Origin of the sequence: Paenibacillus sp. lzh-N1, assembly GCF_002872435.1 — a bacterium.
In the GTDB taxonomy this organism is placed as follows: Bacteria; Bacillota; Bacilli; order Paenibacillales; family Paenibacillaceae; genus Paenibacillus; species Paenibacillus polymyxa_C.
On the sequence record NZ_CP025696.1, the window covers coordinates 3,818,067 to 3,844,229 of the forward strand.

General features: G+C 45.9%; 18 protein-coding genes. 11 read left to right on the forward strand and 7 right to left on the reverse strand.

Annotated features, from left to right (window positions below):
- Positions 1 to 86 precede the first annotated feature (86 nt).
- From C0638_RS17205 to C0638_RS17225, 5 genes are all read left to right on the forward strand, one after another.
- The gene (locus C0638_RS17205; protein WP_058712103.1) at positions 87 to 1,769 is read left to right on the forward strand and encodes a type 2 periplasmic-binding domain-containing protein; all 1,683 of its coding nucleotides are present in this window, start codon (positions 87 to 89) and stop codon (positions 1,767 to 1,769) included.
- Positions 1,770 to 1,956: 187 nt separating this feature from the next.
- A complete protein-coding gene (locus tag C0638_RS17210) occupies positions 1,957 to 2,847 on the forward strand; it encodes an ABC transporter permease (protein WP_016822416.1) in 891 nt (296 codons plus the stop codon).
- 27 nt (positions 2,848 to 2,874) lie between these two features.
- Positions 2,875 to 3,753, forward strand: a complete 879-nt coding sequence (locus tag C0638_RS17215) for a carbohydrate ABC transporter permease (RefSeq protein ID WP_013371914.1) — start codon at positions 2,875 to 2,877, stop codon at positions 3,751 to 3,753.
- Between the two features lie 28 nt (positions 3,754 to 3,781).
- A complete protein-coding gene (locus C0638_RS17220) occupies positions 3,782 to 5,869 on the forward strand; it encodes a beta-galactosidase (protein ID WP_058712104.1) in 2,088 nt (695 codons plus the stop codon).
- A gap of 98 nt (positions 5,870 to 5,967) precedes the next feature.
- A complete protein-coding gene (locus tag C0638_RS17225) occupies positions 5,968 to 7,020 on the forward strand; it encodes a glycoside hydrolase family 53 protein (protein WP_058712105.1) in 1,053 nt (350 codons plus the stop codon).
- Between the two features lie 90 nt (positions 7,021 to 7,110).
- Here the strand turns inward: C0638_RS17225 and C0638_RS17230 are convergent, their stop codons facing one another.
- The 4 genes from C0638_RS17230 to C0638_RS17245 all read right to left on the reverse strand — a co-directional run bounded on the left by C0638_RS17230 (position 7,111) and on the right by C0638_RS17245 (position 13,586).
- Entirely contained in the window at positions 7,111 to 8,874 is a 1,764-nt protein-coding gene (locus C0638_RS17230) for a methyl-accepting chemotaxis protein (RefSeq protein WP_058712106.1), read from the reverse strand.
- 373 nt (positions 8,875 to 9,247) lie between these two features.
- Positions 9,248 to 10,207, reverse strand: a complete 960-nt coding sequence (locus C0638_RS17235; protein WP_013371910.1) for an AEC family transporter — start codon at positions 10,205 to 10,207, stop codon at positions 9,248 to 9,250.
- Positions 10,208 to 10,307: 100 nt separating this feature from the next.
- The gene (locus tag C0638_RS17240) at positions 10,308 to 12,026 is read right to left on the reverse strand and encodes an NAD-dependent malic enzyme (RefSeq protein ID WP_058712346.1); all 1,719 of its coding nucleotides are present in this window, start codon (positions 12,024 to 12,026) and stop codon (positions 10,308 to 10,310) included.
- A 336-nt stretch (positions 12,027 to 12,362) separates the two neighbouring features.
- Positions 12,363 to 13,586 (reverse strand): nitrate/nitrite transporter, encoded by a 1,224-nt coding sequence (locus tag C0638_RS17245; RefSeq protein ID WP_058712339.1) that lies wholly within the window; start codon positions 13,584 to 13,586, stop codon positions 12,363 to 12,365.
- A gap of 427 nt (positions 13,587 to 14,013) precedes the next feature.
- Here C0638_RS17245 and nirB (C0638_RS17250) point away from each other — a divergent pair, with 427 nt between their 5' ends.
- Together nirB (C0638_RS17250) and nasC are read left to right on the forward strand one after the other, a co-directional pair.
- Positions 14,014 to 16,188 (forward strand): nitrite reductase large subunit NirB, encoded by a 2,175-nt coding sequence (nirB, locus tag C0638_RS17250; RefSeq protein WP_058712340.1) that lies wholly within the window; start codon positions 14,014 to 14,016, stop codon positions 16,186 to 16,188.
- Positions 16,189 to 16,267: 79 nt separating this feature from the next.
- Positions 16,268 to 18,448, forward strand: coding sequence for an assimilatory nitrate reductase catalytic subunit NasC (gene nasC / locus C0638_RS17255; protein WP_058712341.1), 2,181 nt, complete (start codon positions 16,268 to 16,270; stop codon positions 18,446 to 18,448).
- 132 nt (positions 18,449 to 18,580) lie between these two features.
- On the opposite strand, the gene C0638_RS17260 is transcribed toward nasC, so the two are convergent.
- Positions 18,581 to 19,654 carry an anthranilate phosphoribosyltransferase gene (locus C0638_RS17260; protein WP_058712342.1) on the reverse strand — a complete coding sequence of 358 codons (1,074 nt, stop codon included), beginning with the start codon at positions 19,652 to 19,654 and terminating at the stop codon, positions 18,581 to 18,583.
- A gap of 19 nt (positions 19,655 to 19,673) precedes the next feature.
- Complete coding sequence (locus C0638_RS17265; RefSeq protein ID WP_058712343.1) at positions 19,674 to 20,276, reverse strand: ANTAR domain-containing response regulator; 603 nt, start codon at positions 20,274 to 20,276, stop codon at positions 19,674 to 19,676.
- 443 nt (positions 20,277 to 20,719) lie between these two features.
- Here C0638_RS17265 and nirB (C0638_RS17270) point away from each other — a divergent pair, with 443 nt between their 5' ends.
- The 3 genes from nirB (C0638_RS17270) to C0638_RS17280 all read left to right on the forward strand — a co-directional run bounded on the left by nirB (C0638_RS17270) (position 20,720) and on the right by C0638_RS17280 (position 24,903).
- The gene (gene nirB, locus C0638_RS17270; protein WP_058712344.1) at positions 20,720 to 23,152 is read left to right on the forward strand and encodes a nitrite reductase large subunit NirB; all 2,433 of its coding nucleotides are present in this window, start codon (positions 20,720 to 20,722) and stop codon (positions 23,150 to 23,152) included.
- Positions 23,153 to 23,164: 12 nt separating this feature from the next.
- Positions 23,165 to 23,494 carry a nitrite reductase small subunit NirD gene (gene nirD, locus C0638_RS17275; protein ID WP_025675811.1) on the forward strand — a complete coding sequence of 110 codons (330 nt, stop codon included), beginning with the start codon at positions 23,165 to 23,167 and terminating at the stop codon, positions 23,492 to 23,494.
- 246 nt (positions 23,495 to 23,740) lie between these two features.
- A protein-coding gene (locus C0638_RS17280) for an IS3 family transposase (RefSeq protein WP_442792734.1) occupies positions 23,741 to 24,903 on the forward strand; the annotation gives its coding sequence in 2 pieces (ribosomal slippage) (positions 23,741 to 24,005 and positions 24,005 to 24,903; 1,164 coding nt in all).
- A gap of 205 nt (positions 24,904 to 25,108) precedes the next feature.
- Here C0638_RS17280 and C0638_RS26195 read toward each other — a convergent pair.
- Positions 25,109 to 25,450, reverse strand: coding sequence for an N-terminal phage integrase SAM-like domain-containing protein (locus C0638_RS26195; RefSeq protein ID WP_082689605.1), 342 nt, complete (start codon positions 25,448 to 25,450; stop codon positions 25,109 to 25,111).
- A gap of 391 nt (positions 25,451 to 25,841) precedes the next feature.
- Between C0638_RS26195 and C0638_RS25195 the strand changes: the two genes are divergently transcribed.
- Positions 25,842 to 26,006 carry a hypothetical protein gene (locus tag C0638_RS25195; protein ID WP_158657700.1) on the forward strand — a complete coding sequence of 55 codons (165 nt, stop codon included), beginning with the start codon at positions 25,842 to 25,844 and terminating at the stop codon, positions 26,004 to 26,006.
- The last annotated feature ends 157 nt before the right edge of the window (positions 26,007 to 26,163 follow it).

The window sequence follows — 26,163 nt, forward strand, 5'->3', positions numbered from 1 at the left end:
AGAAATATTTATTTTGTGACATAGGCTGCTAAGAAAAGCCCTCTTATAATAAAAGAGTAGAAAATGATTTTTAGAGGGGGAACAAGATGCGAGTTCATTCGAAAAAAAAGCTATTGTCGTTGCTCGCCGCAACTATGGTATTAGGGGTTGGCCTTGTGGGCTGCTCAGGTGCAGGAAATGATGGGAATGCGGACAGCACAGCTAAAACTGAAAACGTATACAAAGAAAAATACAACCCAGAAGTTACAATATCCACGGTATGGGGTGTAGATCCCGCCTTAAAATTTAAAAATGGCGAATCTATCGAAAATAACGTTGCGACAAAATGGGCCAAAGAGAAATTTGGTATTAATGTAAAATCACTCTGGTCTGTCACGGATACAAATGGTGCTTTTGCTACCAAGCTGCGGTTGGCGATGTCCTCCGGTCAGGAGATGCCTGATGTCGTTGTACTGGGGACGGAGAATGAGCAGCTGGCCCAGGATATGATCGATTCCGGTATGTTCGCTGAAGTTGGCCCATTATTTGATAAATATGCTTCGGACTCTTGGAAGCAGGCCATGAGTCAGGATACGAACGTATGGAATCAGTATAGCCGAGATGGTAAAAAAATGGGTATCCCTGTGCTTGATTTCGCTTATAACCATGATTATGTATTGTGGGTACGACAAGATTGGTTGGATAAGCTGGGGATGAAGGCTCCGGAGACGATAGATGATCTGGAAAAAGTGATGGATGCCTTTAAAAACAAAAATCCAGACGGACTGGCTCCGGACAAAGTGACCCCGCTCAGCATCGGTTTCAAAACATCCATGAACACATGGATGGGTGACCCATCCTGGATTTTCGGAGCTTATGGCACACTACCCCAACAGTGGAACAAAGGTGCAAACGGTAGCTTGGAATATGGCTCTGTTCAGCCTGGCATGAAGCCGGGTCTGCAAAAGCTGAGCGAGTGGCTCAAAAAAGGATATATTCCTCAGGAAGCAGCATTGTGGGATGAAAATAAAACGGCAGAACCTACAGTTGCAGGGACAGCCGGGATGATTCCAGGACCATATTGGATGAGCGGTTGGCCGCTCCAGGATACGGTTAAAAATGCGCCGAGTGCTGTATGGAAGCCGATCAAGATTCCAGCGGGACCTGACAACAAAGCTATGCGCCATGGAACGCAGTACACCAATGGTGTCGTACTCATCAACAAACAAATGCAGCATCCTGAAGCTTTCTTCACGTATCAAAATTACTTGTTTGACCATTATGCAAATGCCAAACCGGACGGTGACTTGTCGAATGGGCTGTTTAAGGGCTACGATTATGATTTAGATGCCAATGGAAAGCTGATGTCTATTGATAAAATACCAGGCGGTTATGTAAACTCTATTCGTTATTTGCTGGTTCGTGATGGTGCACGTATCCCTGATGCCCAAATGAAGGCTTTGTTAAGCTTGGCTGACGGTGCAGAACCGAAAACCAGACTGGAGAAAGATGTAATGGTGAATTACGGGAAAGACACTCCCGCAGCGGCCAAAGTGCTTATGGAACAAAAGGATATCTCTATGAAAGATCAGTTCACAGGACCAACTACGCCAACCATGAAGGCTAAAAAAGATTACCTGGATAAGATTGAAAGCCAGACCTTCAATGAAATTATTTATGGCAAACAGCCGATTTCTGCTTTTGATACCTTTGTACAGACGTGGAAAGCCGCTGGTGGCGAACAAATTACAAATGAAGTAAACGAATGGTATAAGAGCGTAGAAAAGTAAAAGTTGTCGATGTTGTGAAACAAATTAGGAGGGCTGTCCCAAGGTGGACAGCCTTTTTACTTAAGCTTCACACGGATTAATTAAAATGATTGCTTTTGTGCCATGTATGTTGGTTTTTTGAACTGTTGGGACTGCGAAAACGCTTTTATAATTGAGGTATACCATGAGAGTTACAGGAGGAACTGCAATGAGAAGTCTGCAACGTACGTGGCCATTTCATATCATGCTGCTGCCAGCCATCATTTTCTTAATTGTATTCAGCTACATTCCGATGGGCGGCATCGTGATGGCCTTTCAAAATTACAAGCCTTGGCTAGGCATAACTGGTTCCGAATGGGTTGGACTGGATAATTTCCGCTTTTTGTTTCAACGGGAGGACAGTCTTCAGGTCGTATGGAACACGCTGATTATTGCTGTGTTAAAGATGTTTTTCAATCTGTTGGTTCCGTTTGTTTTTGCTATACTGCTGAATGAAATTCGCAAGGTCGGACTTCAGCGCTCCATTCAGACATTGGTGTATCTGCCACATTTTCTGTCATGGGTTATCTTGGGCGGAATTCTGATTGATCTGTTGGCTACTGATGGATTTATGAACCGGATTCTTGGAAGTATAGGAATCCAGCCTATCTTCTTTCTGGGAGATAACAACTGGTTTCGTTTTACCGTCATTGTATCTGACATATGGAAAGAGTTTGGCTACAATACCATCGTATTCCTCGCTGCACTGGCGGGTATCAATCCTTCGTTGTATGAGGCTTCTGAAATGGATGGAGCGAGCCGATGGAGACAGACACTGCACATTACTGTACCTTCATTGATTCCGATGGTGGTCGTTGTTGGGACGCTCGCCCTTGGTAATGTTCTGAATGCCGGTTTTGACCAGATTTTCAACCTTTATAATCCGTTGGTATACCAAAAAGGCGATATTATTGACACATTCGTCTATCGGACAGCATTGATCAATGGGGAGATGGGCTTTGCTACCGCCATTGGGTTGTTCAAATCCGTTATCAGTATGATTCTCATTCTGATATCTTATCGGCTTGCTTACAAATGGGCAGGTTACCGCATATTCTGATTCCACGAGGCTGAAAGAGGGAGAGTCATGTATCATAAAACAACGCCATACCGCATTTTCAATGTGTTCAATATTTGCTTACTAGTGATTTTGTCTATCATGTGTATCGTTCCATTGATTCATGTGTTGGCAGTATCATTTAGTGCTAAATCAGCAGCAGATGCCAATCTGGTTGGACTGTGGCCAGTGCAGTTTTCATTAGAAGCCTATAAGAAGACGATGAATAACCCGATTTTTCTCCACTCCATCTGGATTTCTGTCTGTCGGACTGTATTGGGAACCGGCTTGACGCTACTTATTACCTTTTTAGCTGCTTATCCGCTTTCGAAGGAAACAACGGTGTTCCGCAGTCGCAACATTTATTCATGGCTGTTTGTATTTAGTATGATTTTTAACGGTGGTCTGGTTCCATTCTATATGGTTATTCAAAAGATCCATCTTATGGACAGCTTCTGGGTACTTGTTTTGCCAGGAGCGGTCAATACATTTCTGGTCATTCTTATGCTGAACTTTTTTAGAGGAATTCCCAAAGAGATGGAAGAGGCCGCATTGATCGACGGAGCAGGGCATTTTCGGACATTGTTTAGTATTTTTTTACCAATATCCATGCCTTCTATTGCAACGATTGCGCTGTTCAGTATGGTATTTCATTGGAACTCATGGTTTGACGGTCTGCTCTATTTGAGCAATGCAAAGGATTATCCGCTGGCGACGTTCCTGCAAACTGTAATTATACAGAAGGACATGAGTTCCATGAGCATGAGTCCCAAAGAGATGGAATTACTGTCACAAACGACGGTTAATGCAGCACAAATTTTCATTGGTGCAGCGCCTATTCTTGTTGTATATCCTTTTTTACAAAAGTATTTTGTTAAAGGTATGACACTAGGTTCCGTCAAAGAGTAATAGAACTAATACAAGGAGATGATTTGTAATGACCTATTCAAACATAACCAAGTACCCACCCATTAGTGAGCGAGTTCCACGTATGCTGCATGGAGCGGACTATAACCCGGAGCAATGGCAGCAATATCCCGAGGTATTAGCGGAGGATATCCGCTTGATGAAACTAGCCAAATGTAACGTGATGTCTGTCGGCATTTTCTCATGGGTTTCATTAGAGCCTGAGGAGGGCGTATTTACGTTCGAATGGCTGGATCGTATTTTGGATTCGTTTGCTGAAAACGGAATTTATGCGTTTTTGGCTACTCCTAGCGGAGCAAGACCAGCCTGGATGTCTCAAAAATATCCCGAGGTGCTGCGAGTGGGGGCTAACCGTGTCCGTAACTTACATGGGTTTAGACACAACCACTGTTATACGTCGCCTGTCTACCGGGAAAAAGTACGTATCATGAATACGAAGCTGGCTGAGCGTTATGCTAATCATCCTGCTGTTATTGGCTGGCACATTTCCAATGAATTTGGTGGAGACTGCCACTGTGATCACTGTCAGGAGGCATTTCGCGCTTGGGTGCAGGATAAATATGGTGCGTTAGATAAACTTAATCATGCATGGTGGACGACATTTTGGAGTCATACAGTTACGGACTGGAGCCAAGTTGAATCTCCGGCACCTCATGGTGAAACGCAGGTTCATGCCATGAATTTGGACTGGAGACGATTTGTAACCGAACAGACCGCAGATTTTATCAAACATGAGATTGTGCCGCTCAAGGCTGCGAATCCGGACATTCCAGTCACAACCAATTTAATGGAGTTTTTTGAAGGATTGAATTACTGGAAGTTTGCTGATCTGCTCGATGTTATATCCTGGGATAGTTATCCGACGTGGCATGACCGTGAAGGGGATGACAGCCGTCAGGCTGCGAGAGTGGCTATGATGCACGATATTATTCGCTCCATTAAAGGTGGGAAACCCTGGATGCTCATGGAAAGTACGCCAAGCTTAACGAACTGGCAAGACGTTAGCAAGCTGAAGCGACCGGGGATGCATCTGCTATCGTCTTTACAGGCTGTGGCGCACGGTTCAGACACCGTTCAATATTTTCAGTGGCGGAAAAGCCGCGGTTCAAGTGAAAAGCTGCATGGTGCAGTCGTCGATCATGTCGGACACGAGCATACTCGGGTATTCGGGGATGTGACAGATGTCGGTCATGCACTGGAAAAACTGGAAGAGGTTATCGGTACATCCGTACCGGCTGAGGCCGCAGTCATTTTTGACTGGGAGAACCGTTGGGGAATCAACGATTCACAGGGACCGCGGAACAAAGGCGTGAAATATGAGGAGACAGCTGAAGCACATTATTTGGCATTGTGGGAGCAGGGAGTGCCAGTAGATGTCATTCATATGGATGCAGATTTCTCCAAATATAAGCTTTTGGTAGCTCCGATGTTGTATATGGTTCGCAGCGGTGTAGGAGAGCGCATACAGAAGTTTGTTGAAAACGGGGGCATATTCGTAGCAACCTATTGGTCCGGCATCGTGGATGAACATGATTTATGCTTTCTTGGAGGCTTTCCAGGACCGCTTCGTAAGACGCTGGGGATCTGGTCGGAAGAGATTGATGGATTGCATGATCATGATCGTAATTACATTATACCGGTTGAAGGCAATGAGCTGGATCTACAAGGGGAATATGAAGCTGTAGAATTGTGTGATCTCATTCATACGGAGGGTGCAGAGGTACTGGCTGAGTACGGAGCAGACTTTTATGCAGGACGTCCGGCTTTGACGGTGAACCGTTTGGGACAGGGAAAAGCTTATTACATTGCTTCACGCAACACTGGACTATTCCATAGTCATTTTTACAAAAGTTTAATTGATGATGCAGGTCTCAGTAAAGCACTCGATGTGCAGTTGCCACATGGGGTGAATACAGCGATTCGTACTGATGGAGTTCATGACTATATTTTTGTAATGAATTTTACGCATGAGCCGCAAAAGCTTACACTGGATGGACGAACTTATTCGGATATGCTTGAAAATCATGTGATAGCAGATAGCAGCGTTCAACTGGGTGCCTATGCTGTTAAGGTTTTAAAGGCAGAGCGCAATAATTAGAACACGTTATACATGTGATCGCCGCCGTTTCCCGAGTGAGGGAGCAAGTGGATTGGCCAGAGGCAATGTGAGTATATAATTTAGATAGGGGATGACTTATGAAAACAGGTAAACGTACTATGGTATTTGCGATGTTGATCTTGTTATCCAGCTTTTTGTACCCATTGGGCTCTGTGGGAGTGGGGGCGGCTTCGGCCGCCCCTGCTTTCGCCAAAGGAGCAGATATAAGCTGGGTCGCAGGGATGGAAGCCCAAGGTATGACCTGGAAGGATAAAAAAGGGGTTCGCCGGGACGTGCTGCAAATTTTACGGGACGATTATCAGATCAATTCGGTTCGTATTCGCGTCTGGGTAAATCCTGACATGAAGGATTATGCAAGCGGATACATGAATGCTGAGAAGGCGGCAGAACTTGCGCAGCGAGCCCAAAAGTTAGGCATGAGCGTTATGCTGACCCTGCATTATAGCGATTCCTGGGCTGATCCAGGCCAGCAGAATAAGCCTTACGCATGGCGCAATTTTACATTTACACAACTTATGGATGCGGTCTGGTCCCATACTGTCTATGTAATGAACACGATGAAGAGCAAGGGTGTGACACCGGATTGGGTGCAAATCGGCAATGAGACGAACAATGGAATGCTCTGGGATGATGGCAAAGCTTCGGTGAATATGAAAAACTATGCGTGGCTCGTCAATACAGGGAATAACGCTGTTAAATCCGTAAGCAGCAGTACCAAGACAATCGTGCATTTAGCTAATGGGGATAACAGTTCCGTTTTAAACTGGAACATTGGTGGACTGATTGAAAACGGAGCTCAGTTCGACCTTATTGGCCTGTCTCTATATCCGTCTTCCTCTAACTGGCAGGGTATGGTGGATCAGACGATTACCAATGCCAATAGCCTCATTGCAAAATATGGTAAAGGCATTGTCATCAGTGAAATCGGAATGGAATATAATGAACCTGCTGCTTCCAAGGCATTTATTTCTGCAATCAAAACGAAGGTTCGGAGTATCGGAGGCGGTAAAGGCGTCGGCGTATTTTATTGGGAGCCGGCTGCAACCCCAGGTTATAATCAAGGTTATAACAAAGGTGCTTGGCAGGCTGACGGCAAGCCAACCTCAGCGTTGGAAGGCTTTCTAAACTAAAGAAGTGTGTAAAATATCAAAGAACCTCTAATGTGCATTCTATGCAGACTAGAGGTTCTTTATTGTTATGAGGATTGGATAGTTATAGTTTTAGACTTCACGGTTTACTTTGAAGAATGAAATAAGCTCTTCCAGCTCCCCGGACATCAATGTAAGCTTGTCCGAAGCTTGGACAATTGAAGCCATAGACTCGGTTTGTTCCCCAATGGTTTGTTCAATTTGTTTGCTGCTGTTGACTGTTTTGCTAACTGTGGAAGACAACTCGTCCGAGGTAGCTGACATTTCCTGCGTGCTGGCCGAGATTTGCTCAGTTGCACTGGATACCTCCTGGATTTGTGATGACACTTTATTGGACGCTTCTAAAATTTCAGAGAACATTTCGCCTGTCTGCTTCGTAACTTCCAGTCCGACCTGAACTTCTTTTGTACCCAGGCTAATGCCTTTTACAGTTTGTTCAATCTCTTTTTGAATTTCTTCAATAAGCTCTGCAATTTGTTTGGCGGACTCTTGAGATTGCTCAGCCAAATTACGCACTTCTCCCGCTACGACTGCAAAACCCTTGCCTTCTTCACCCACTCTGGCAGCTTCGATCGAAGCGTTGAGAGCAAGCAGATTCGTTTGGCTGGCAATGCCGGTAATGATGCTTACAATATTACTGATTTCGTTAGAACGGTTCTGTAGTGCATTAACCGAATCAACTGTACTGCCCATTGTAGTGGAGATAGAGTCCATTTGAGTGGATAGCTTTTGGGCTACCTGATTGCCTTCAACGGAGCGTTTTTCCATGGAATAAGCTTGATCCGCTACAGAAGAGGAGCTTTCAGCAATGGTTTGGATCACTGTAGACATTTCATTCATAGCCCTGGAGCTTTCAAGTGCTGCGTGATCCTGAGCTTCAAGTCCCTGAGTTATTTCCCGAATATTGCTGTTAATGATGTTTGTATTCGTACTATTTTTCTCGCTAATGCTTAACAATTCCTGAGCTGATCCTGTTACTTCTTGCGTCGTATCCTGTACTTTCACCATCGTATCGTTAAGGCGCTTGATCATTGAATTAAATTTTTGATTGATAATACCAAGATCGTCTAGGCCTGTCTTGATTTTTACATTCAGATTACCCTCGCTGACTTCTTCAATCCCCTTCATCAAGGAACGAATCGGGGAGAGCGTGCGTTTTACCAGTAAGTATTGAATTGTCAAGAAGATAGCAAGAAACAGAATGAGCAGTGAAACACCATATACAAGCAACTTATGAAGACCCGTAGGTACAGAGCTCGCATCTACGTCAAAGTAAATTGCACTTGTGACTTTACCGCTTGCATCTGTAATCGGATAAACAATAGTAGTCCATGTGCCATATTCGTCCGTATAAAAGCTGCTCAATGCTGATTCATTGGATTGAAGCATTTTATTTACGGCGTCTGCATTTTCGTCAGGCAACGTGTACATATCCCCAATATTCATCTTCGAGTTTTGGAAAGCTTGAACCAAATTAGTGGGAACGCCAATAATGGAGGTTTGATTTCCTTCTTTTAGTTCTGTCCCAAATATGTAAGCTTGGGCGACATTAGGATAAAATGTGTGAATGGAATCTAGAAATTTGCGTATTTCTTGTTGAGCAGAACCGTTATAATCTTTTTCGCTTAATGCTTGCTGTACTTTTGTTTTGTCAACATCTTCTGCCCATTTTTTGGTCAGCACTTTTACCTGATCTTGCAGCTGCGTGGTGAGAATGTTCTTTTGAAGTATATAGCTAGATGTGATAAGAATAGCACCTATTAATACGATGTTAAGAAAAGATATTAATAGATTTTTACCAAAAAAGGACATAGTGCTCCACTTCAAGTTTTTCACAAGTTTCTTCTCCTTTAAATTTTAATTTAATGCTACAGTACAGCTATCCCTTATATATTTCGTCAATTTCCTTTATAAATGTTAGCGAATTATTACAATTGGGATATACTTACTGATGGATAGTGAAAATAATGATAAGAACCAACAAAAGGTATGGAAGCTTACCAAAAATAAAAAGCGGCAACCCACATGGAATAAATGTAGGTTGCCGCTTGCTAGCAAAACGGAATATCATACTGGTTTTCAGCTCAAATATGACTAAATCACTTTATTGTTTGGACAATATTTAAAAAATAAGATAAATGAGGGCGAACGAATGCCCTTAACTATTATATATAACAGTCTTTCGCTGAACGTTGAAAGCTTTCTGTCATTATACAAGTAGTGAAATGAGCAGAGGGAGCGAAATGAGCGATAATACTGAGCTTATAACAAATGCAGATGCCGCTTCTGTTTCCAGTGATTCATAGCGGGTCGCGATCATAGCGGCTACAGCAGATCCGGGAAATGCGACAAGCAGTACGGCTTTAGTTACATCCTCAGGGGACAGTCCGATCAGAACAGCAATACCGAGCATAACCATAGGCATCACGATCGCTTTCAGTACAGCGATACTAAGCGCTTTTGGACTGAACGTAATCTTTTTAATTCCAATAGTTACCCCGATGGCAAATAGAGCCGTACCAGCAGTAATATTGCCGATTTGATCAAACATAGATTGCAAAAGCTTCGGAGCTTGGAATCCGCATAAAGTCAATACAACACCAATCAAGGGTACGCAAGCCAGCGGCTCGCTGAGTCCATGAAGGACAGATTTTATAGTGACTGTAAATAAATTACCTTTAGTGTCATCAGATTCTGTTGATTTACGCTGGCCGACCGTTCCCAAAATACTTGCAAGCGGATCAAGAATCGCATTAACGACGATGCCGGTAATCGCAATAGGAATGGCGACCGCCGCACTTCCGAACAAGCTTCCCAAAACCGGAATCCCCATGAATGCGAAAGAGGGCTGTGTTGAATTCAATGCGAACATGGAGGATTCTGTCAGACCTTTTTTTGCAATTAAGCGATATAAGATGAGCAATACAATGTAAAAGCCGATCACTCCAAGCAGCAATGCAACAAGAAAGGGCCACTTTTGGATTAACGTCTCTCTTGGTGTCGTCGTAATACCAATAAACAAGTGTGCAGGTAAAGCAAATTTGGTTACCAGTGTATTTAATCCCTTAGATGAAGCTGGGTTAAAAGCTTTAAAAAAACCTGCAAAATAACCAATTAAAATGACAAAGAAAATAGGAATTAAGATAATAAAGATATGACCTGTAGCCATGATGTCGCCTCCAATAAAGATGTCCGCCAAAAATGGCGGACATCAGTTAAATAATCACTTTGCTTACAGCAAGTATAAATTTTGATGTTGTTCGCTATTTTTAAACCAGAACGGCTTCCTGTCCATACTGTTTGATGGGTTTATATTTGCATTCCCACATGGATTCCCGAACCGCTTGTACGATATCATCCGGCTGATGACGCGCAACTCCATCTTGAACTGCCGCCTTAGCAACTGCTACAGCAACAGCTTCAGATACTTCTCGCAGTTCGTTGATTTTTGGTAGCAGGGAAGCACCAGGCTGTGACAAATCAACCATTTGAGCTACTGCATGGGCAGCTGCTGCAAACATGCTATCTGTTATAATTTTGGATTTTACTACGATTGCTCCAAGACCAAGACCTGGGAATACGAAAGCATTATTGGATTGTCCAATTTCAAACTTAATATTGTTGTAGATTACTGGTTCAAAAGGACTTCCTGTTGCAATAAGGGCTTTTCCTTCCGTCCAGTAGATCAGGTCTTCAGGAGTTGCCTCTGCCAGAGGAGTCGGATTGGACATTGGCATAATAATAGGGCGTTCTGTATGCTTGGCCATCTCTTTCACGATTTCCTCACTAAATGCTCCAGCAACACCGGAAGTTCCGATCATAATCGTCGGTTTCACACGGCGAATGACTTCAAGCAGAGGGATTTTGCCATCTTCAGCATGCTCCCAGTCACGGCATTCGGCAGCATCACGCACATAAGGGACCTGGAATGGGAAAAGTCCTTCCGTTTCATTGGTAAGCAGACCGCGGTAATCATATGCCCAGAAGTTACGTCTTGCTTCAGCTTCTGACAATCCTTCCAGCATCATGGCCGCACTAATTTGGTCTGCATTGCCGATTCCGGCAGCTCCTGGACCAAACACTAGAACCCGATGCTTGCTCAGTGGGATTCCGGACAATTGGACACCAGACATCACACCTGCGAGCGTAACCGCGCCAGTACCTTGAATGTCATCATTAAACGTTAAAATATGATTTCCGTACTTGTTGATAATATTCCGAGCATTGACGTTACCTAGATCTTCCCAGTGCAGCAGTGCGTTCGGGAATGAAGAAAGTGCAGCTTGAACATAAGTATCAATAAATTGATCATATTGTTCTCCACGTACACGCTTATGACGATTCCCCATGTACAAAGGATCTTCTAACAGCTTTTCGTTGTTTGTACCTGCATCAAGCACAACGGCCAGCACCCGGCTAGGATCAATTCCAGCAGCAGCTGTATATACAGCAAGCTTACCGATAGAGATGTTAATACCGCCAACTCCCCAGTCCCCGATTCCCAAAATACTTTCGGAATCTGTGGCTACAATCAGGTCGATATCATCAGGGCCCAAATTCAAATTCTTAAAAGCTTCTTTGATGCCAGCAAGGTTATCAATAGATAAATACATACCACCTGGTTTATGATATTCATGACTGTATTCCTGAATAGCCTGACCGACTGTTGGTGTATAAACAATCGGAAGCATCTCGCTCAGGTGCTCGGAAAGCAAACGATAATAAAGGACGGTATTCCGATTAAAAAGATCATTTAATGCAATGTTTTTACGCAAATTATCTGGTTGGCTTTGAAATTGCTCGTATACCCGTTGAACCTGTTCCTCAATAGTTAATATGGTAGGAGGAAGGAGGCCGTCAAGTCCAAGCTGCTGACGCTCTTCCAGCGTAAAAGCCACTCCTTTGTTCAGCAGTGGGTTGGCAAGAAGATCCTTTCCGGTTAATTTGGTTTCGATAGTTCCATCTTCCGTAACATGAAAAGCACGCATTTCCAATTCCTTCTTTCCTAAAAAATACATTTGGTTAACCCTTGAACAATTCGTGAACAAGTATACGCCTTATTTTAAACCAAGTGAACAAGTATGTTGTGTGAAAAATGGTTATATAAGTGTTTACATAAGAAAAAATATGAAAATGAAAGCGATTTTCAATGATTTTCAACTGAAAAATTCATTAAATTTTCATAGTGTTTTCGGTAAAAATTCATTAAATGTGACTTTTTTCATGGAATTTATAATTCGATTAAATATGTATGAGGAAATAGCTTAACTTCATTTTCTATAAACGAAGTTAAGCTATTTTTGATTATAAGGGATAATTGAGGCTTAAAATCTAACGGCTTCATTAGCAACTGGAGCAGAACGTCGCATCCAGCTGTTGCGCCATTTCAATTGCATGATGATCACGAGGACAAGAGCACAGAATGTGATCAGGCTTAGGCAGATGAAGCCTGGCATGTAAGAACCCGTTAATTTGTACAGATGTCCCAGAATCAGGGGAAGAAAGTACCCGCCTATGCCGCCAGCAGCACCGACGATGCCGGTCATGAGCCCGATTTCGTTGCCGAATCGCTGCGGCACGAGCTGGAATACGGAGCCGTTGCCAGCACCAAGGCACATCATACCTACGAACAGCAGGACTACGACCACGGCAAGGGGTGGTAAAAACGCAATACTGGCGAGCATAATCCCGGCCCCGGCATACAAGTACATTAACATGCGTGAACCACCAATCCGGTCGGACAAAAAGCCGCCTATAGGACGAAAGAAACTTCCGGCAATGACACAAACGGTTGCAAAATCAGCAGCATGGACCGCGGAGAGACCGTATTGGGTATTGAAGAAAATGGTCAAATAATTTGAAAGGCCAACGAACCCGCCGAACGTCACGCAATAAAAGGCACAGAACACCCAGGCATCTCTCTGTTTGAGCACCGAAGCATATTGTGAGAGACTTTTTGGTGCTGGGCGATGAGGGCTGTTGCGGGCAAAAATACTAAACAGAACAAAGACGATGAAAATCGGGATGATGGCTAAGCCAAAAACGACCTCCCAACTGCCAAAATGTTGGGCAATGCGGTTGGCAAACAAAGTTGCGAGGACGGTCCCACTGTTGCCGGCACCGGCAATTCCCATGGCCAGCCCTTGATGCTCTTTGGGGTACCATTGGCCAGCCAACGGCAGTGCAGCTGCAAATGAGGCTCCGGCCACACCCAGAAGCAGGGCGACAGCGTATAACTGCTCCAGCGAATCAACCCACAGCCAGCCAAGCAGGAGAGGAATGATTGTGACAAGCATACCGATCTGTCCCGTGAGCTTCGGACCGAAATAATCTGACATGAATCCAAGCACGAGTCGCAGCAGGGAACCACTAAGTATTGGGAGAGCGACAAGGTTGGCTTTTTGTACAGGGTCCATTGGATAGTCATTAGCAATGACAACGACCAACGGTCCGATCATTCCCCATATCATAAAGCTAATATCAAAATACAGAAAGGAGCCCAATAGGGTGGGCTTGTGCCCGCTTTGCCAGAAACTTTTTTTCTTCATTCTCGATCTCTCCTCTTCTTATTGTGGTTTGTAGAGCTCAGTCTTCAATCTTCTGTTGAACATAAAAAAACCGCAAATCGTCCCGACATCGTATCTGGGAAACGCTTTGCGGCTTCATTGCCGTGTTTGACACACCTCATTGTGCATCGCTTTGATATGATCACATCGTAGTGATTTTAATTCAAATTATAAAAAGACATTCTATCTATGTCAATATACATAACATTAAAATTATAATAAATTTAAAATAAGGTTTAAATACAGGTTTCATGTATTGAATATTGACATGACGCTCACAATTCAGTAATCTTAAGTACATATCGGTACAACGATGTGCCGACATTTACGGCAACGGTGCCCTTTTCCATCGAATGGAGAAGGGCTTTTTCTGTCTTATTTTAGTACGGAGAATGGGGCTGGATTCATTATGATAAAAAGACTGGTCGTCATCGGTAATGGTATGGCAGGCATCAAATGTGTGGAGGAAATTATCAGTCTGGAGCCGGAGCGGTTCCAAATCACAATATTTGGTGCTGAACCGCGGCCCGGATACAACCGTGTGCTCCTGTCCAAAATGCTTCAGGAGGAGAGTACGTTCCAACATATCGTTACCCATAGCTGGGACTGGTACGAAGAAAATGGGGTAAAGTTGCAAGCTGGTGAACGTGTGTGTCGTATTGATGTGGCAACTGGTATGGTGGAAACGGAATCCGGTATTCAAGAGCCCTATGACATTCTCGTACTGGCAACTGGCTCATTGCCTTTCATGCCACCCATTCCCGGAGTTCGAAAAGAGGGAGTAATTGCTTTTCGTGATGTAAATGACTGTGAAACCATGGCGAGATATGCCAAGACGTACCGCAAGGCCACTGTCATCGGAGGAGGGTTATTGGGGCTTGAGGCTGCTCAAGGCTTGCTGAATCTGGGGATGGAAACTGACGTTGTTCATAATGCGCAGTATCTGATGAATCGTCAGCTTGACCGTACTGCGGCTGTACTTTTACAACGACGGTTGGAGCAACAGGGCATGCGGTTTCATTTGGCGAAAGATACAGTCAACATTATAGGTCGCAACCGGGCACAAGGATTGGTGTTTGCAGACGGAAACAGATTGGAAACGGACTTGGTTGTGCTGGCGGTTGGTATCCGGCCGAATATCGCTTTGGCTCAGGATAGTGGTCTGACAGTAAACCGTGCTATTGTCGTGGACGATTATATGCGCACGAGTATTCCTGGTATTTACGCAGTTGGCGAATGTGCTGAGCACCGCGGGATTTCATATGGGCTGGTGGCGCCGCTATATGAGCAGGCCAAAGTGCTGGCAAAGGTGATTTGTGGTCGTGAAACGGCTCCCTATGAAGGGACGGTCCCGTATGCGCAGCTCAAGGTGGCGGGAATTCATGTGTTTTCGGCAGGAGACATTCGTGAAGAGGGCAGCGAGATCGCGATCATGGAATATAACGGTATGCAGGAGATTTACAAAAAAGTGATGATGCGCGCCGGCAATATCACTGGAGCAATTTTGTTTGGGGATACGGCGGAAAGCACCTCGCTGCTTGGAATGGTACGGCGCGGCGCGCCAATTACAGAGCTTACATCCCAGAAAAATAGCAAAAGCAAAGCAGAGGATGCTGCGGAAGCATTGCCCGAAGGAGAGACGGTATGCGCATGCAATGGTGTGAGCAAGGGGGATATTTTGCGAGCGATTGCCACGGATAAGTTGAAAACAGTTGAAGAGGTGAAGAGCCGTACCAAAGCGTCCGGTTCCTGCGGAGGCTGCCGGCCGCTAGTGGCTGCACTGGTCAAAAATGGTTTGTCCCGAGCGGCAGCTTCTGGACCTGTGGTAACTCCGACTGCTCAAGAAGTTGTTTCTGTGTGTGGTTGTACGCATTATGATCATGATTCGCTTAAGACAGCGATGGTGGACGCAGTTTGTCGAACTCCAGAGGAAGTAGTATCCCGTCTTGGTTGGACCAGACAGCAGGGGTGTGAATTATGTCGTCCAGCTGTACTTTATTATCTGGAATCTCTAGGTTTGCGGAACGGATCTGCAACAAACCAACTGGGAATAGACGTTGCGGTTCAGTCCACCGTACCGTACGAAGGGGAAGTGGGTTCTGTGGGCCTGAGTTTTACAAATTTGAATACTGAACGTCGGGATTGTGTTGATCCTGTCCCGATCGATCAGGCTTGTGGTGGAGTGATCTGGCTAAGAGAGCGGCTGGCGGCAGTATGGGGCAGTCTTTCATTACCGTCACCAGTTGCGGTTGCTGTCAGTCCGGGTTCAGAGTATCCCGGTGGCGTGCTTGTCCATGACATTGGAATATCCCGATCACCAGCAGGTTGGGAGGTTTATGCCGGTGGGCATGCAGGGCACCCGGTTCGTCAGGGGTTGCTGCTTGGATTGGAGGAGAATCCAGAAGAAGTAGTGCTGATGGCTGTAACCTGCTTGCAAATATACAGGCATAGTGCTAGGTATGGGGAGAAAATGTGGGAATGGATTGAACGGACTGGCGTTCTGGCGCTGCGGGAAAGTGTGCTCGACGCTACTCTGCGAAGTGAACTGACCGGTAGTCTGCGGTCCACCATGCTGACAGGTTAACGGATTGTGGGAGTTGTAGTGATAGATTCGTGTGCGAGGACAGTAACATTGCAGCGAATGGAGAGAGAAGGTGACTTTTATGTGTCAGTCAGGAGAAAACAAACTGGAAGCCGGTCAATTCATCCTCCCTGTGGTGGAGACACAATGCCCATTTTGCAGCGTGCAATGTAAGATGACCGTTAGTACGGAAACGGAGACACTCGCGGGTATCATTCGAACGGTGTATAAAGCGGAAGGCAAACCTAACGCAGCCTCACAAGGCAGGTTATGCATCAAGGGTATGAATGCGCATCAGCATGCAACTCATGCAGAAAGGCTGACACAGCCCCTACTGCGCAAAGAGGGCAAGCTTATTCCCGTTCAATGGGGGGAAGCGATGGATGCTGTAGGTAGCAGTTTCTCTTCGCTGCTGTCCACGCAGGGCCCTGACGGAATCGGCATTTACGGCGGAGGCTCGCTATCGAATGAAACGGCTTATTTGCTCGGGAAATTTGCGCGGGTGGCTATTGGCACGCGCTATATCGATTATAACGGGCGCTTTTGCATGTCGGCGGCAGCATCTGCTGGCAGCAAAGTGTTTGGTATTGACCGCGGACTGACCTGCAGGCTGGCTGATATTCCGTTGGCTCGTTGTATTGTGCTTGCAGGTACGAATATCGCTGAATGTCAGCCGACGTTAATGCCTTATTTTCACCAAGCGAAGGAAAATGGTGCGTTTGTCATCGTAATTGACCCGCGCGCGACACCCACAGCGGCAATAGCCGATCTGCACCTGCAAATCAGACCGGGTACGGATGCTGTGCTGGCCAATGCCATGCTAAAGGTCATCGTGGATGAGGGATTGGTAAATGAAGAATTTATCCGCAAGCGGACCAACGGGTATGAACAGTTGTTGACTCATTTGGATGGGGTGGATCTGAACGAATCAGCTGCGCTGTGCGGAGTCGAGGCAGAGATGATCCGGCAGGCAGCGCGTGCCTTTGGCAGTGTGGAAACGGGTATCGTTTTTACTGCCAGGGGTGTCGAACAGCAGACGGATGGGCACATGGCAGTGCGTGCATTTCTTAATCTTGTGCTGGCCACCGGAAAGATTGGAAGAGAAGGGTGTGGGTATGGGGCCATCACAGGTCAGGGAAACGGGCAAGGGGGACGAGAGCACGGTCAAAAGGCTGACCAGCTTCCTGGCTACAGATCGATTGAGAATGAAGAAGATCGAGCCTATGTTGCGTCCGTGTGGGGAGTTGAACCAAGCAGTTTGCCGGGAAAAGGAGTGTCGGCCTATGAAATGATGGAACTGGTTCATCAGAGAGAAATCCAAGCTCTGTTCGTGATGGGCTCTAATCCTGTTGTATCTAACCCGAATGCCCGGTTGGTCGAGGAGGCGCTGAAAAAGCTGGATTTGTTGATTGTGGCGGATATGTTTCTCACTGAAACGGCGCGAATGGCCGACGTTGTTTTGCCTGTGACGTCTTATTTGGAGAATACGGGGACGATGACTAATCTAGAAGGCCGCGTTTTGCTGCGGGAAGCGGTGCGGATTGCACCGGGCGAAGCTAGAGATGACTGGAGCATTTTATGCCAGATAGCTTCAAGACTGAACAAGGGTGGATATTTCGCGTATAAGGATACAGAGGATATCTTTGAAGAACTGCGCCTCGCTAGCCGGGGAGGGGTTGCTGATTATTACGGGATCACTTATGACAGGCTGCGTCGCGAGGAAGGAGTATATTGGCCATGCCCATCTACGGATGAAGCTGGTATGGATACGATGTTTCGGGAAAGCTTTGCTCTTTCCGACCGAAGGGCTGTTTTTACAGTGGTTGAAAGCTGTGGAGCAGGAGAGGAAATATCCGAGGAATACCCGCTTACTTTGACAAATGGCCGCGTGCTGGCTCACTATTTGACCGGCGCACAAACACGCAGAAGTCCTTCGCTGGCCGCGCGTGAGATTGAGAATTATGTAGAAATTCATCCGCGTACAGCACAGCGCTGGTATATCAAGGACGGGGAGTGGGTAGAAATAGTATCCCAGCGCGGTAGCTTTACTGTCCGCAGCCGGATCAGGCCACATATTCGCGAAGATACGCTTTTCGTACCTATGCATTGGGGCGGGGCGCAAAATGTAAATCGGGCGACCCGCCCCGACCTTGATCCGTTCTGCCGGATGCCTGGCTTTAAAACGGCTGCTGTACGCATCCGTCCCCTTCGCCTAGCTGTAGCTGCAACCAGTGGACATAACGGGGAGTGGTCACAGTTCTAGAACAGGAAGGTGTGAGTGCATCTTCTTTTTCCTTGCATAAAAGGCCCGCCCCCTTTGCATGAGCATGGGGGCGGACCTTTTTGAGTAGTTCAGTTTATGTCCCGATAAATGCTGGACTGTAGGAGACGAGTTTTATAAATGAAAATGGGGTTCGGATGTGCCGACTCCCGTTTTTATTTCTTTTCTCAACATAGCTTCACGCCAACGGCAGTACAAATCCCAGGCTTCCCCGTTTTCAAGCAGTGGTTTGCAGGTATATAAGCCTTCCTCAATGGAGTCTACTCGCCCTGCAACGAACAGTCGGACCGCGCCGTTGAGCAACACTTGGTTCGAGAAGGCAGTATGAGCTGTACCTTGCAGCACTTCCTCTGATATGCGCAGTTGTTCAGCGGGGGTCCAGTTGTGTTCTGGTACTACCGAATCCAGCCCGTACATTTCGGGATCTATAACCTGGAGTGACACTTCACCGTTAGCAAACAGGTAAGTCCGGGTCGGTCGATCAATGAACAGGTCCTCCGATCCTTCACTCCCCTGAATGATCAAAGCCCTGCGATAATTCAGATTCTGCATAACTTTCGCCGTCTTGTCGAATACGGTGTTGTGGAAAACGCCGAATATAATGTACGGGGAAGAGCCGTAATCAACTAGTTTCTCGGCTGTGTTCAGTACTGTGCGAAGCCCCAACTCTTCGCGAATAGGCCGCAGATCTCGCAGGGGCGTGCACCATTGTTCGGAAACGACGAAAAGCACGCCTGTCTGCTTCGCAGCATGAATGGCGGTTTCGTGTGTTATGTCCGCAGTTGCTACCCCCATCTCCTGCAACAAAAGTGGGAGTGTAACCCCCCATTTGGGAGGAAGAGGTGCACTGCCATGCATCGTTACAGGTATTCCGTAGGAGGAAAGCAGAAAGGCAGTTGCGAAGGTGGCAATAAATGATGACTTTCTACCGTCGTACGGACCTGCGAAATCAATGCCTTCCTCCATGGGAAAGTGGTGGGAATATTTACGACAGACATTAACGAATGCTTCCAGCTCGTCAACACTCTCCATTTTGATGCGTTCCGCGGCAAAGAAGGCTCCGATTTGAGCAGGGGTTGCCGACCGGGTCATAATCAGTTCGGCGGCAGCTTCGGCTTCGGCGTAGTTCAGATCACGGGCACCTCTTTTGCCGCGCCCAACTTCTTTTAATATTTCAATGATATTCATGTTCAGGCCCCTTTCAGATTTATGCTTTTAGCATTTGCTGTGCTTTCACAATGGAGATGGCCACATCAACGATTCGTTTGCGTTCATTCATCGCTTTTTTACGCAGCAGATCATATGCCTCCGCTTCCGGGATGCCGTTTACTTCGCCAAGTATCCCCTTCGCCATATTAATCCATTTGCGTTCTTCCAGCCGAGCGGTCAGTTGTTTGCGTTCACTTTGCCAATGCTGGCGTTCAAAAAAGTGTTTGGCGCTAAAATGAAGAGCCCAATTCAGCTCATGAGCTGCCATGGAAGGGGTTAGAATACCGTCGACAATCACATCTGCTTCGCAAGCCTCCGTCGATGACAGCGCTGATATCGGGCTGCACCACCAGAGCAACGGAATTGCTTTGGTTTGCTCTAACCTGCTGCTCCACATGCTGATTGTGCCGACAGGTATGTTAAGTACTGCCGCATCTGCATTATGGATGAGCTGTTTGATTTCAGATTCATTGCGGCAGGGCAAAGGTAGGTATCCGTTGGATTCTAAAAGGTGCTCAGGTCCTGCCTGCCATGAGGGAATGGCGTTTGCCTGCTCGGATGCAGGGTCAGCGTGTAAGTGGATTACCAACAAGGAACGCAAGCGGGCTCCTCCTCTCTTTAACTCAAGGGTAAATAAGCATGAGGATTGTATGTCTTGATAAGAAATGTGACATAGAACTTTGCGAGATGGTTTTACTTTTCCATCATAATGAAGTAGAAACAGACTTTTAAACCATTTTGGCGTGTTTTGGACTGAAAATCAATCCTAATTTTGCAGAAGAGTGATATTTTATACGTCATGGATATGTTACTTAGTGATAAAATATAATTTTTTATAAGATAATGCGTAAGGAATATTGACATGTGATTTGAATCGTTATATATTGGCTACAGTACTTTAAATTCATACTCTGATGGATACAACGGCGTATTCGATGAAACGGCAATGGAGCCTGTTTTTACATGTGGAGGGATATTTTTCATCCCCGTATGTGAAGCAGGCTTTTTATGTTTTAAGGATAGAAATGGAGAGGGAGTGACCTAATGAACTACATCCAAAAATTAGTGCTGGTCGGCAACGGAATGGCGGGGATACGCACTCTCGAACATTTGCTGAAGATCGCACCAGGTACTTATGAGATTACGGTATTTGGGGCCGAGCCCCATCCCAACTATAATCGGATCATGCTGTCCTCTGTTCTGGCTGGAGGAGCAGGTTTGCAGGATATTATCATCAACGATTGGAGTTGGTATGAAGAGAATAATATCCGATTGTATACCGATGATCCTGTCACAGCTATCGATACGGAAAATCGGCAGGTGACTTCACGATCCGGTGTATGCGTCTCTTATGATTTACTGTTGTTGGCAACAGGTTCTAAAGCCTTCATCCTGCCGCTTCCAGGAGCCGACAAGGATGGTGTGATTGGTTTCCGGGATATCCGTGACTGCGAGACGATGATAGAGACGGCGAAGACGCACAAAAAAGCAGCCGTTATCGGCGGCGGATTGCTTGGGCTAGAGGCAGCCAGGGGGCTGCTTAATTTGGGGATGGACGTTACAGTTATTCATCTCAATGGATATATTATGGACCGACAGCTGGATGAGGCAGCTTCCCTTATGTTACGGCGCGAGCTGGAGGAACAGGGAATGACTTTTCTGGTCAATAAGCGGACGGCGGCTATCACCGGGCGTCGTCGCGTGGAAGGGCTGAAATTTGCTGATGGCAGCGAACTGGAAGCGGATTTGATCGTTATGGCGGTAGGTATCAAACCAGATATTGAACTGGCGGTTTCGGCGGGAATTCCCGTAAACCGCGGCATCATCGTAAATGATAACATGGAAACGGACATTCCTGGCATATACGCCGTTGGAGAATGTGCAGAACACCGGGGAATCACTTACGGTCTGGTTGCCCCATTATATGAGCAGGGGGGTATCCTGGCTCAGCGACTCGCGGGAATGGAGACTCCCGGCTACAGTGGTTCCGTTACTTCGACAAGGTTGAAGGTATCGGGCGTCGATGTGTTTTCAGCAGGCAATTACAAGGATGAGCCAGAAACGCGATCTCTGCGGTATCAGGATGATATTGGTGGCGTCTACAAAAAAATCGTCATCAAGGAAGAAAAACTGCTCGGAGCCGTTCTGTTTGGGGATACATCTGATGGAGCCATGTTGTTTTCTTTGATCAAAAGTGGTGATTCGGTGGTTGGTCGAGAGAAAGAGTTGTTACTTGGTTTTAACCCTGGCCAACCAGAAGGTAGTGGCACCATGATGCTGGAGCAGATGCCTGAGGATGAAATTGTATGCGGATGTAATGGTGTATCCAAGGGTGACATTGGAGAGGCGGTTGCGGCAGGCTGCAGGAGTCTTGGGGAGATTAAGGCCTGCACGAAGGCATCGGCATCATGCGGCGGCTGCAAGCCAGTAGTGGAGGGGCTCTTACAGCTGTACGCAGGTGCAGAAACCGGAGAACCGATTAAAGAAGGGATATGTGGTTGTACAACGCTTGATCGGGAAGCGATTATTGATGGTATCCGGGGAATGGGGCTGAAGAGCGTCAAAGAAGTGATGAACGTGCTGGGCTGGAACGAACCTGAAGGATGTACCAAATGCCGACCAGCCCTCAACTATTATCTAGGTATGCTGTGGCCACTGGATTATGAGGATGAGAAGGAATCCAGATTCACGAATGAAAGGTACCATGCCAATATCCAGAAGGATGGTACCTACTCTGTGGTGCCCCGCATTTATGGAGGAGTTACTTCACCTGCCGACCTGAAGAAGATTGCCGCTGTCGCGGAGAAATACAACGTGCCTTTGGTTAAATTTACGGGTGGTCAACGTCTTGACTTGCTTGGTGTGAAAAAGGAAGATCTACCGGGAATCTGGTCTGAATTGGATATGCCGTCAGGGTATGCATATGGAAAGACATTACGAACGGTCAAGACGTGCGTTGGTAACACCTTTTGTCGCTTCGGCACACAGGATGCCATGGGTATGGGTATCCGGTTGGAAAAGGCATTTGAGCGTCTGAACGCGCCATCCAAAGTCAAACTGGCTGTGTCGGGCTGTCCGCGTAACTGCGCAGAAGCGACGATTAAGGATTTGGGCGTTGTCGCTATTGACGGTGGCTGGGGGATCTACATTGGAGGTAACGGCGGTATTAAGGTGCGGGCAGCAGAACTGCTGTGTACTGTAAAAACCGAGGATGAAGTGATGGAATGGACTGGTGCCTATTTACAGTATTACCGTGAGCAGGCGAATTGGAACGAGCGAACAGCTCATTGGGTAGAGCGGGTAGGCGTAGACTCGATCAAACAGGTACTAGCAAATGCGGAGATGAGGCAGCAACTGGTAAGCAGAATTGAGGAGACGTTAAGCACAACGACGGATCCGTGGCACGAAATCATTCATAACGAAGAGCTGCGCAAAAATTTTGTGCAGCTGCCAGAGCTTAAGGCAGTAATGGAATAGGGGGCTGACCAAATGGAGAGCAATACGATAACCAGCAGAATCAGGATTGCAGATCTGAACGAAATTGACCAACGTGGAGCAAGAATAGTTCGCATTCAAAATACAGAGATAGCCGTATTCCGCCTTAGTGACGGCAGCGTGCGTGCGCTTGAGAACCGTTGTCCGCACAAAGGGGGACGGTTATCTGAAGGAATGATCTGTGGATCGGTAGTCCATTGTCCGCTCCATGACTGGAAAGTCGACCTATCCACCGGCCAGGTGCGAGATCCGGATACTGGATGTGTGACCACTTACCCCACAGAAATTGATAGTGAGAGTGGAGCTGTTTTTATTATAATCTAGAGGCTTTGAGTTTATTGTGATTGGGGTGCTGGGCTTAGTTGTTCTTCTATATAATAGAAGAGATATGTATTGCCTAACGATTCTCTAGAATTCAGTCTTACTGAAAAAAGAGATATTACAGCTTAAGTGTAGTGGTAAAGTATATAAAAAAGTCAACCTTATTTGGTATTATCCCCTTCTAGTAGACAAGAGAGAAAAGACATCTGTTAAGATGGACTTAATCTTGTTGAACGGAGGGGATTTTTCATGGCTAAAAAGGGACAATCATTCCGGCAATACTCCTTAGATGTAAAGATGGAGGCAATCCGGTTGGTGAACGAAGAACATATGAGTATTCGTGAAGTGACGAAACACTTAGACATTCGTAATAAATCCCAAGTACAAAGCTGGGTGACGAAATATCGAGCGGGGGAGAACCTCCAGCCAACGACCACAAGACAGGGACGACCCAAAACGAAATTTTCCAGTATGGAAGAAGAGATGGCGTATCTACGGGCGGAGATTGAATATTTAAAAAAGCAGTATCCAAATCTACACAAGGAGTGACGAGGAAAGAAGCGAGGTTTGAAATTATTGAGGGAATGCGAACACGATATTCGTTGAAATGGTTACTTGAATTAGCCCATGTTTCTCGGGCAGGATATTATAAATGGAGAAAGAATCAGCAAACAACCCAGCAGCGTAAGCAAGAAGAAGAGCTTCTGGAATCGCATATGTTGTCGATCCACCGGATCCATCCCTATTTTGGTTATCTGCGGATGACCGTTGCTTTACGTAGAGAAGGTATCTTGGTCAATCACAAAAAGGTGTACCGCCTAATGAAGAAATTAGGGATCCGTTCCGTCATTCGAAAGAAGCGGCGCTTTTTTGGCAAACAGGCATCTGTGGTAAATGCCAACCGATTAGATCGACAATTTCAGGCAGATGCTCCTTTATCCAAGCTGGTTACCGATATTACATACATACGAGCTGGAGAGCGGTTTGTATATCTCTCTGTCATTCAAGATCTGTTTAACAATGAAATCGTGGCTTGGCGTCTTTCGGAACGAAATGACCTTGCTCTAGTTAGCGAGACGCTAGACGTTCTAAGTAAGAACGTGAACATGGAGGGTGTCATTCTCCATTCAGACCAGGGTTTTCAGTATACCTCCAAGCCGTTTAACCGCAAACTTAAGCGGCTTGGCATGCTTGGGAGCCATTCAAGGCGTGGAAATTGCCTAGACAATGCCTGTATAGAATCCTTCTTCTCCCATCTTAAAACAGAGAAGATTTATTTAACGAAACCCGTAACCCTAGCGGAGGTAGAACAACACGTACGGGAGTACATTTCTTTTTATAATGAAAATAGATTTCAGAAAAAATTAAACAACCGTTCCCCGATTGAATACCGAGAAACGGTTGCTGCTTAAAGATGTCTTTTTAGTTCTGTCTACTTGACAGGGGTATGACCAACTTGAAAGTCTTTACCATCACTACTCATAATCTGAGTGATTGATATAGTTCTCTTATCGAAATCCGCGTCCTTCTACCGAATTCCTAATATCTCTCCCTTGCGCACTCCGGTAGTTAGAGCAAGAAGGAGCACAATATAATACATATCGTCTTTTGAAGATTCTAGGAAAGCGTGTGCCTGTTCCAAGGTTCATACCTGCATTTCCTTTTTTCGAGCTTTAGCAGTTCGACTAACGAAACAGGGTTTTTGCTGATCTTATAAAAGTCTTGAATGTGGCGTGGTGTGATGTTGCTAATGGCAAGGTGTCCAAGTGAGGATAGTGTATGATTGTTAATCATGCTGCTGTATGTAGTCATAGCGCCTCGCTTAGCATGCATTTTCTTATCGTTTAAAAAACTCTCCATGAAATCCTTGTAGAGTGTCTTTGACTGTTCAATAAATGTACTATAGTTTAGATCGTATTCCATTTTGCTCATCGCCGCTTTGGCTTCCTTTTTACACATGGTAAATTAGTAACATGGAAAACAAAGAGAGAGCAGCACCCGACAACACAAACACATGCCTGTTTGACGATGGTAGGCGTAAAACGAGCGGCATCAGTTAGCCCATTGCTATAAGAACTACAGAGAGCCGCAGGGGTAGGACAAGCGGGCATGTTGCTCTTTCTGTTTTCACTACTCCACTCTTGCTAATGTGCGTCTGACAAGCGCACTCCTCATGACGGTCATCCTAGCCGCTAAAGAGTGGATCAGGATTGCAACTGGTCGCGTAAGCAAGTACCGGATTCCAACAAAACTTATATCATGATGTGGTGGCGGAAGAGAGACGCAGATAATCCCATTACGCAGTCAAAGTGAGTAAATAGAAAAGGCTGCATGAGAGGGTGAAAGTCCCTTGTCCACATCTATTATCATAACCGCAACGGGGTATACCCACGGAGGTTCGATTCCTTCTCACGAAAAAGAATGGGTGGATGTGTCGGTGGCTCGAATCCGCCAGCGGTTTCATGCAGAATACCTGGTGTGCTACTTGATTCATTTCTGGCTGGTCCCGGTTTAAATTCGGGCTTCTGCTAACATGGAATCAAAACCCATTTTTTTGTTGGATAATTACAATAAAAGACTTATAATGTAAATGTTCATAAATACCTGTAAAAACTTTATCAATCATGAATGCTCTAATAGTTTCTTACATACTGTGCTGGTTGATAGAGTTG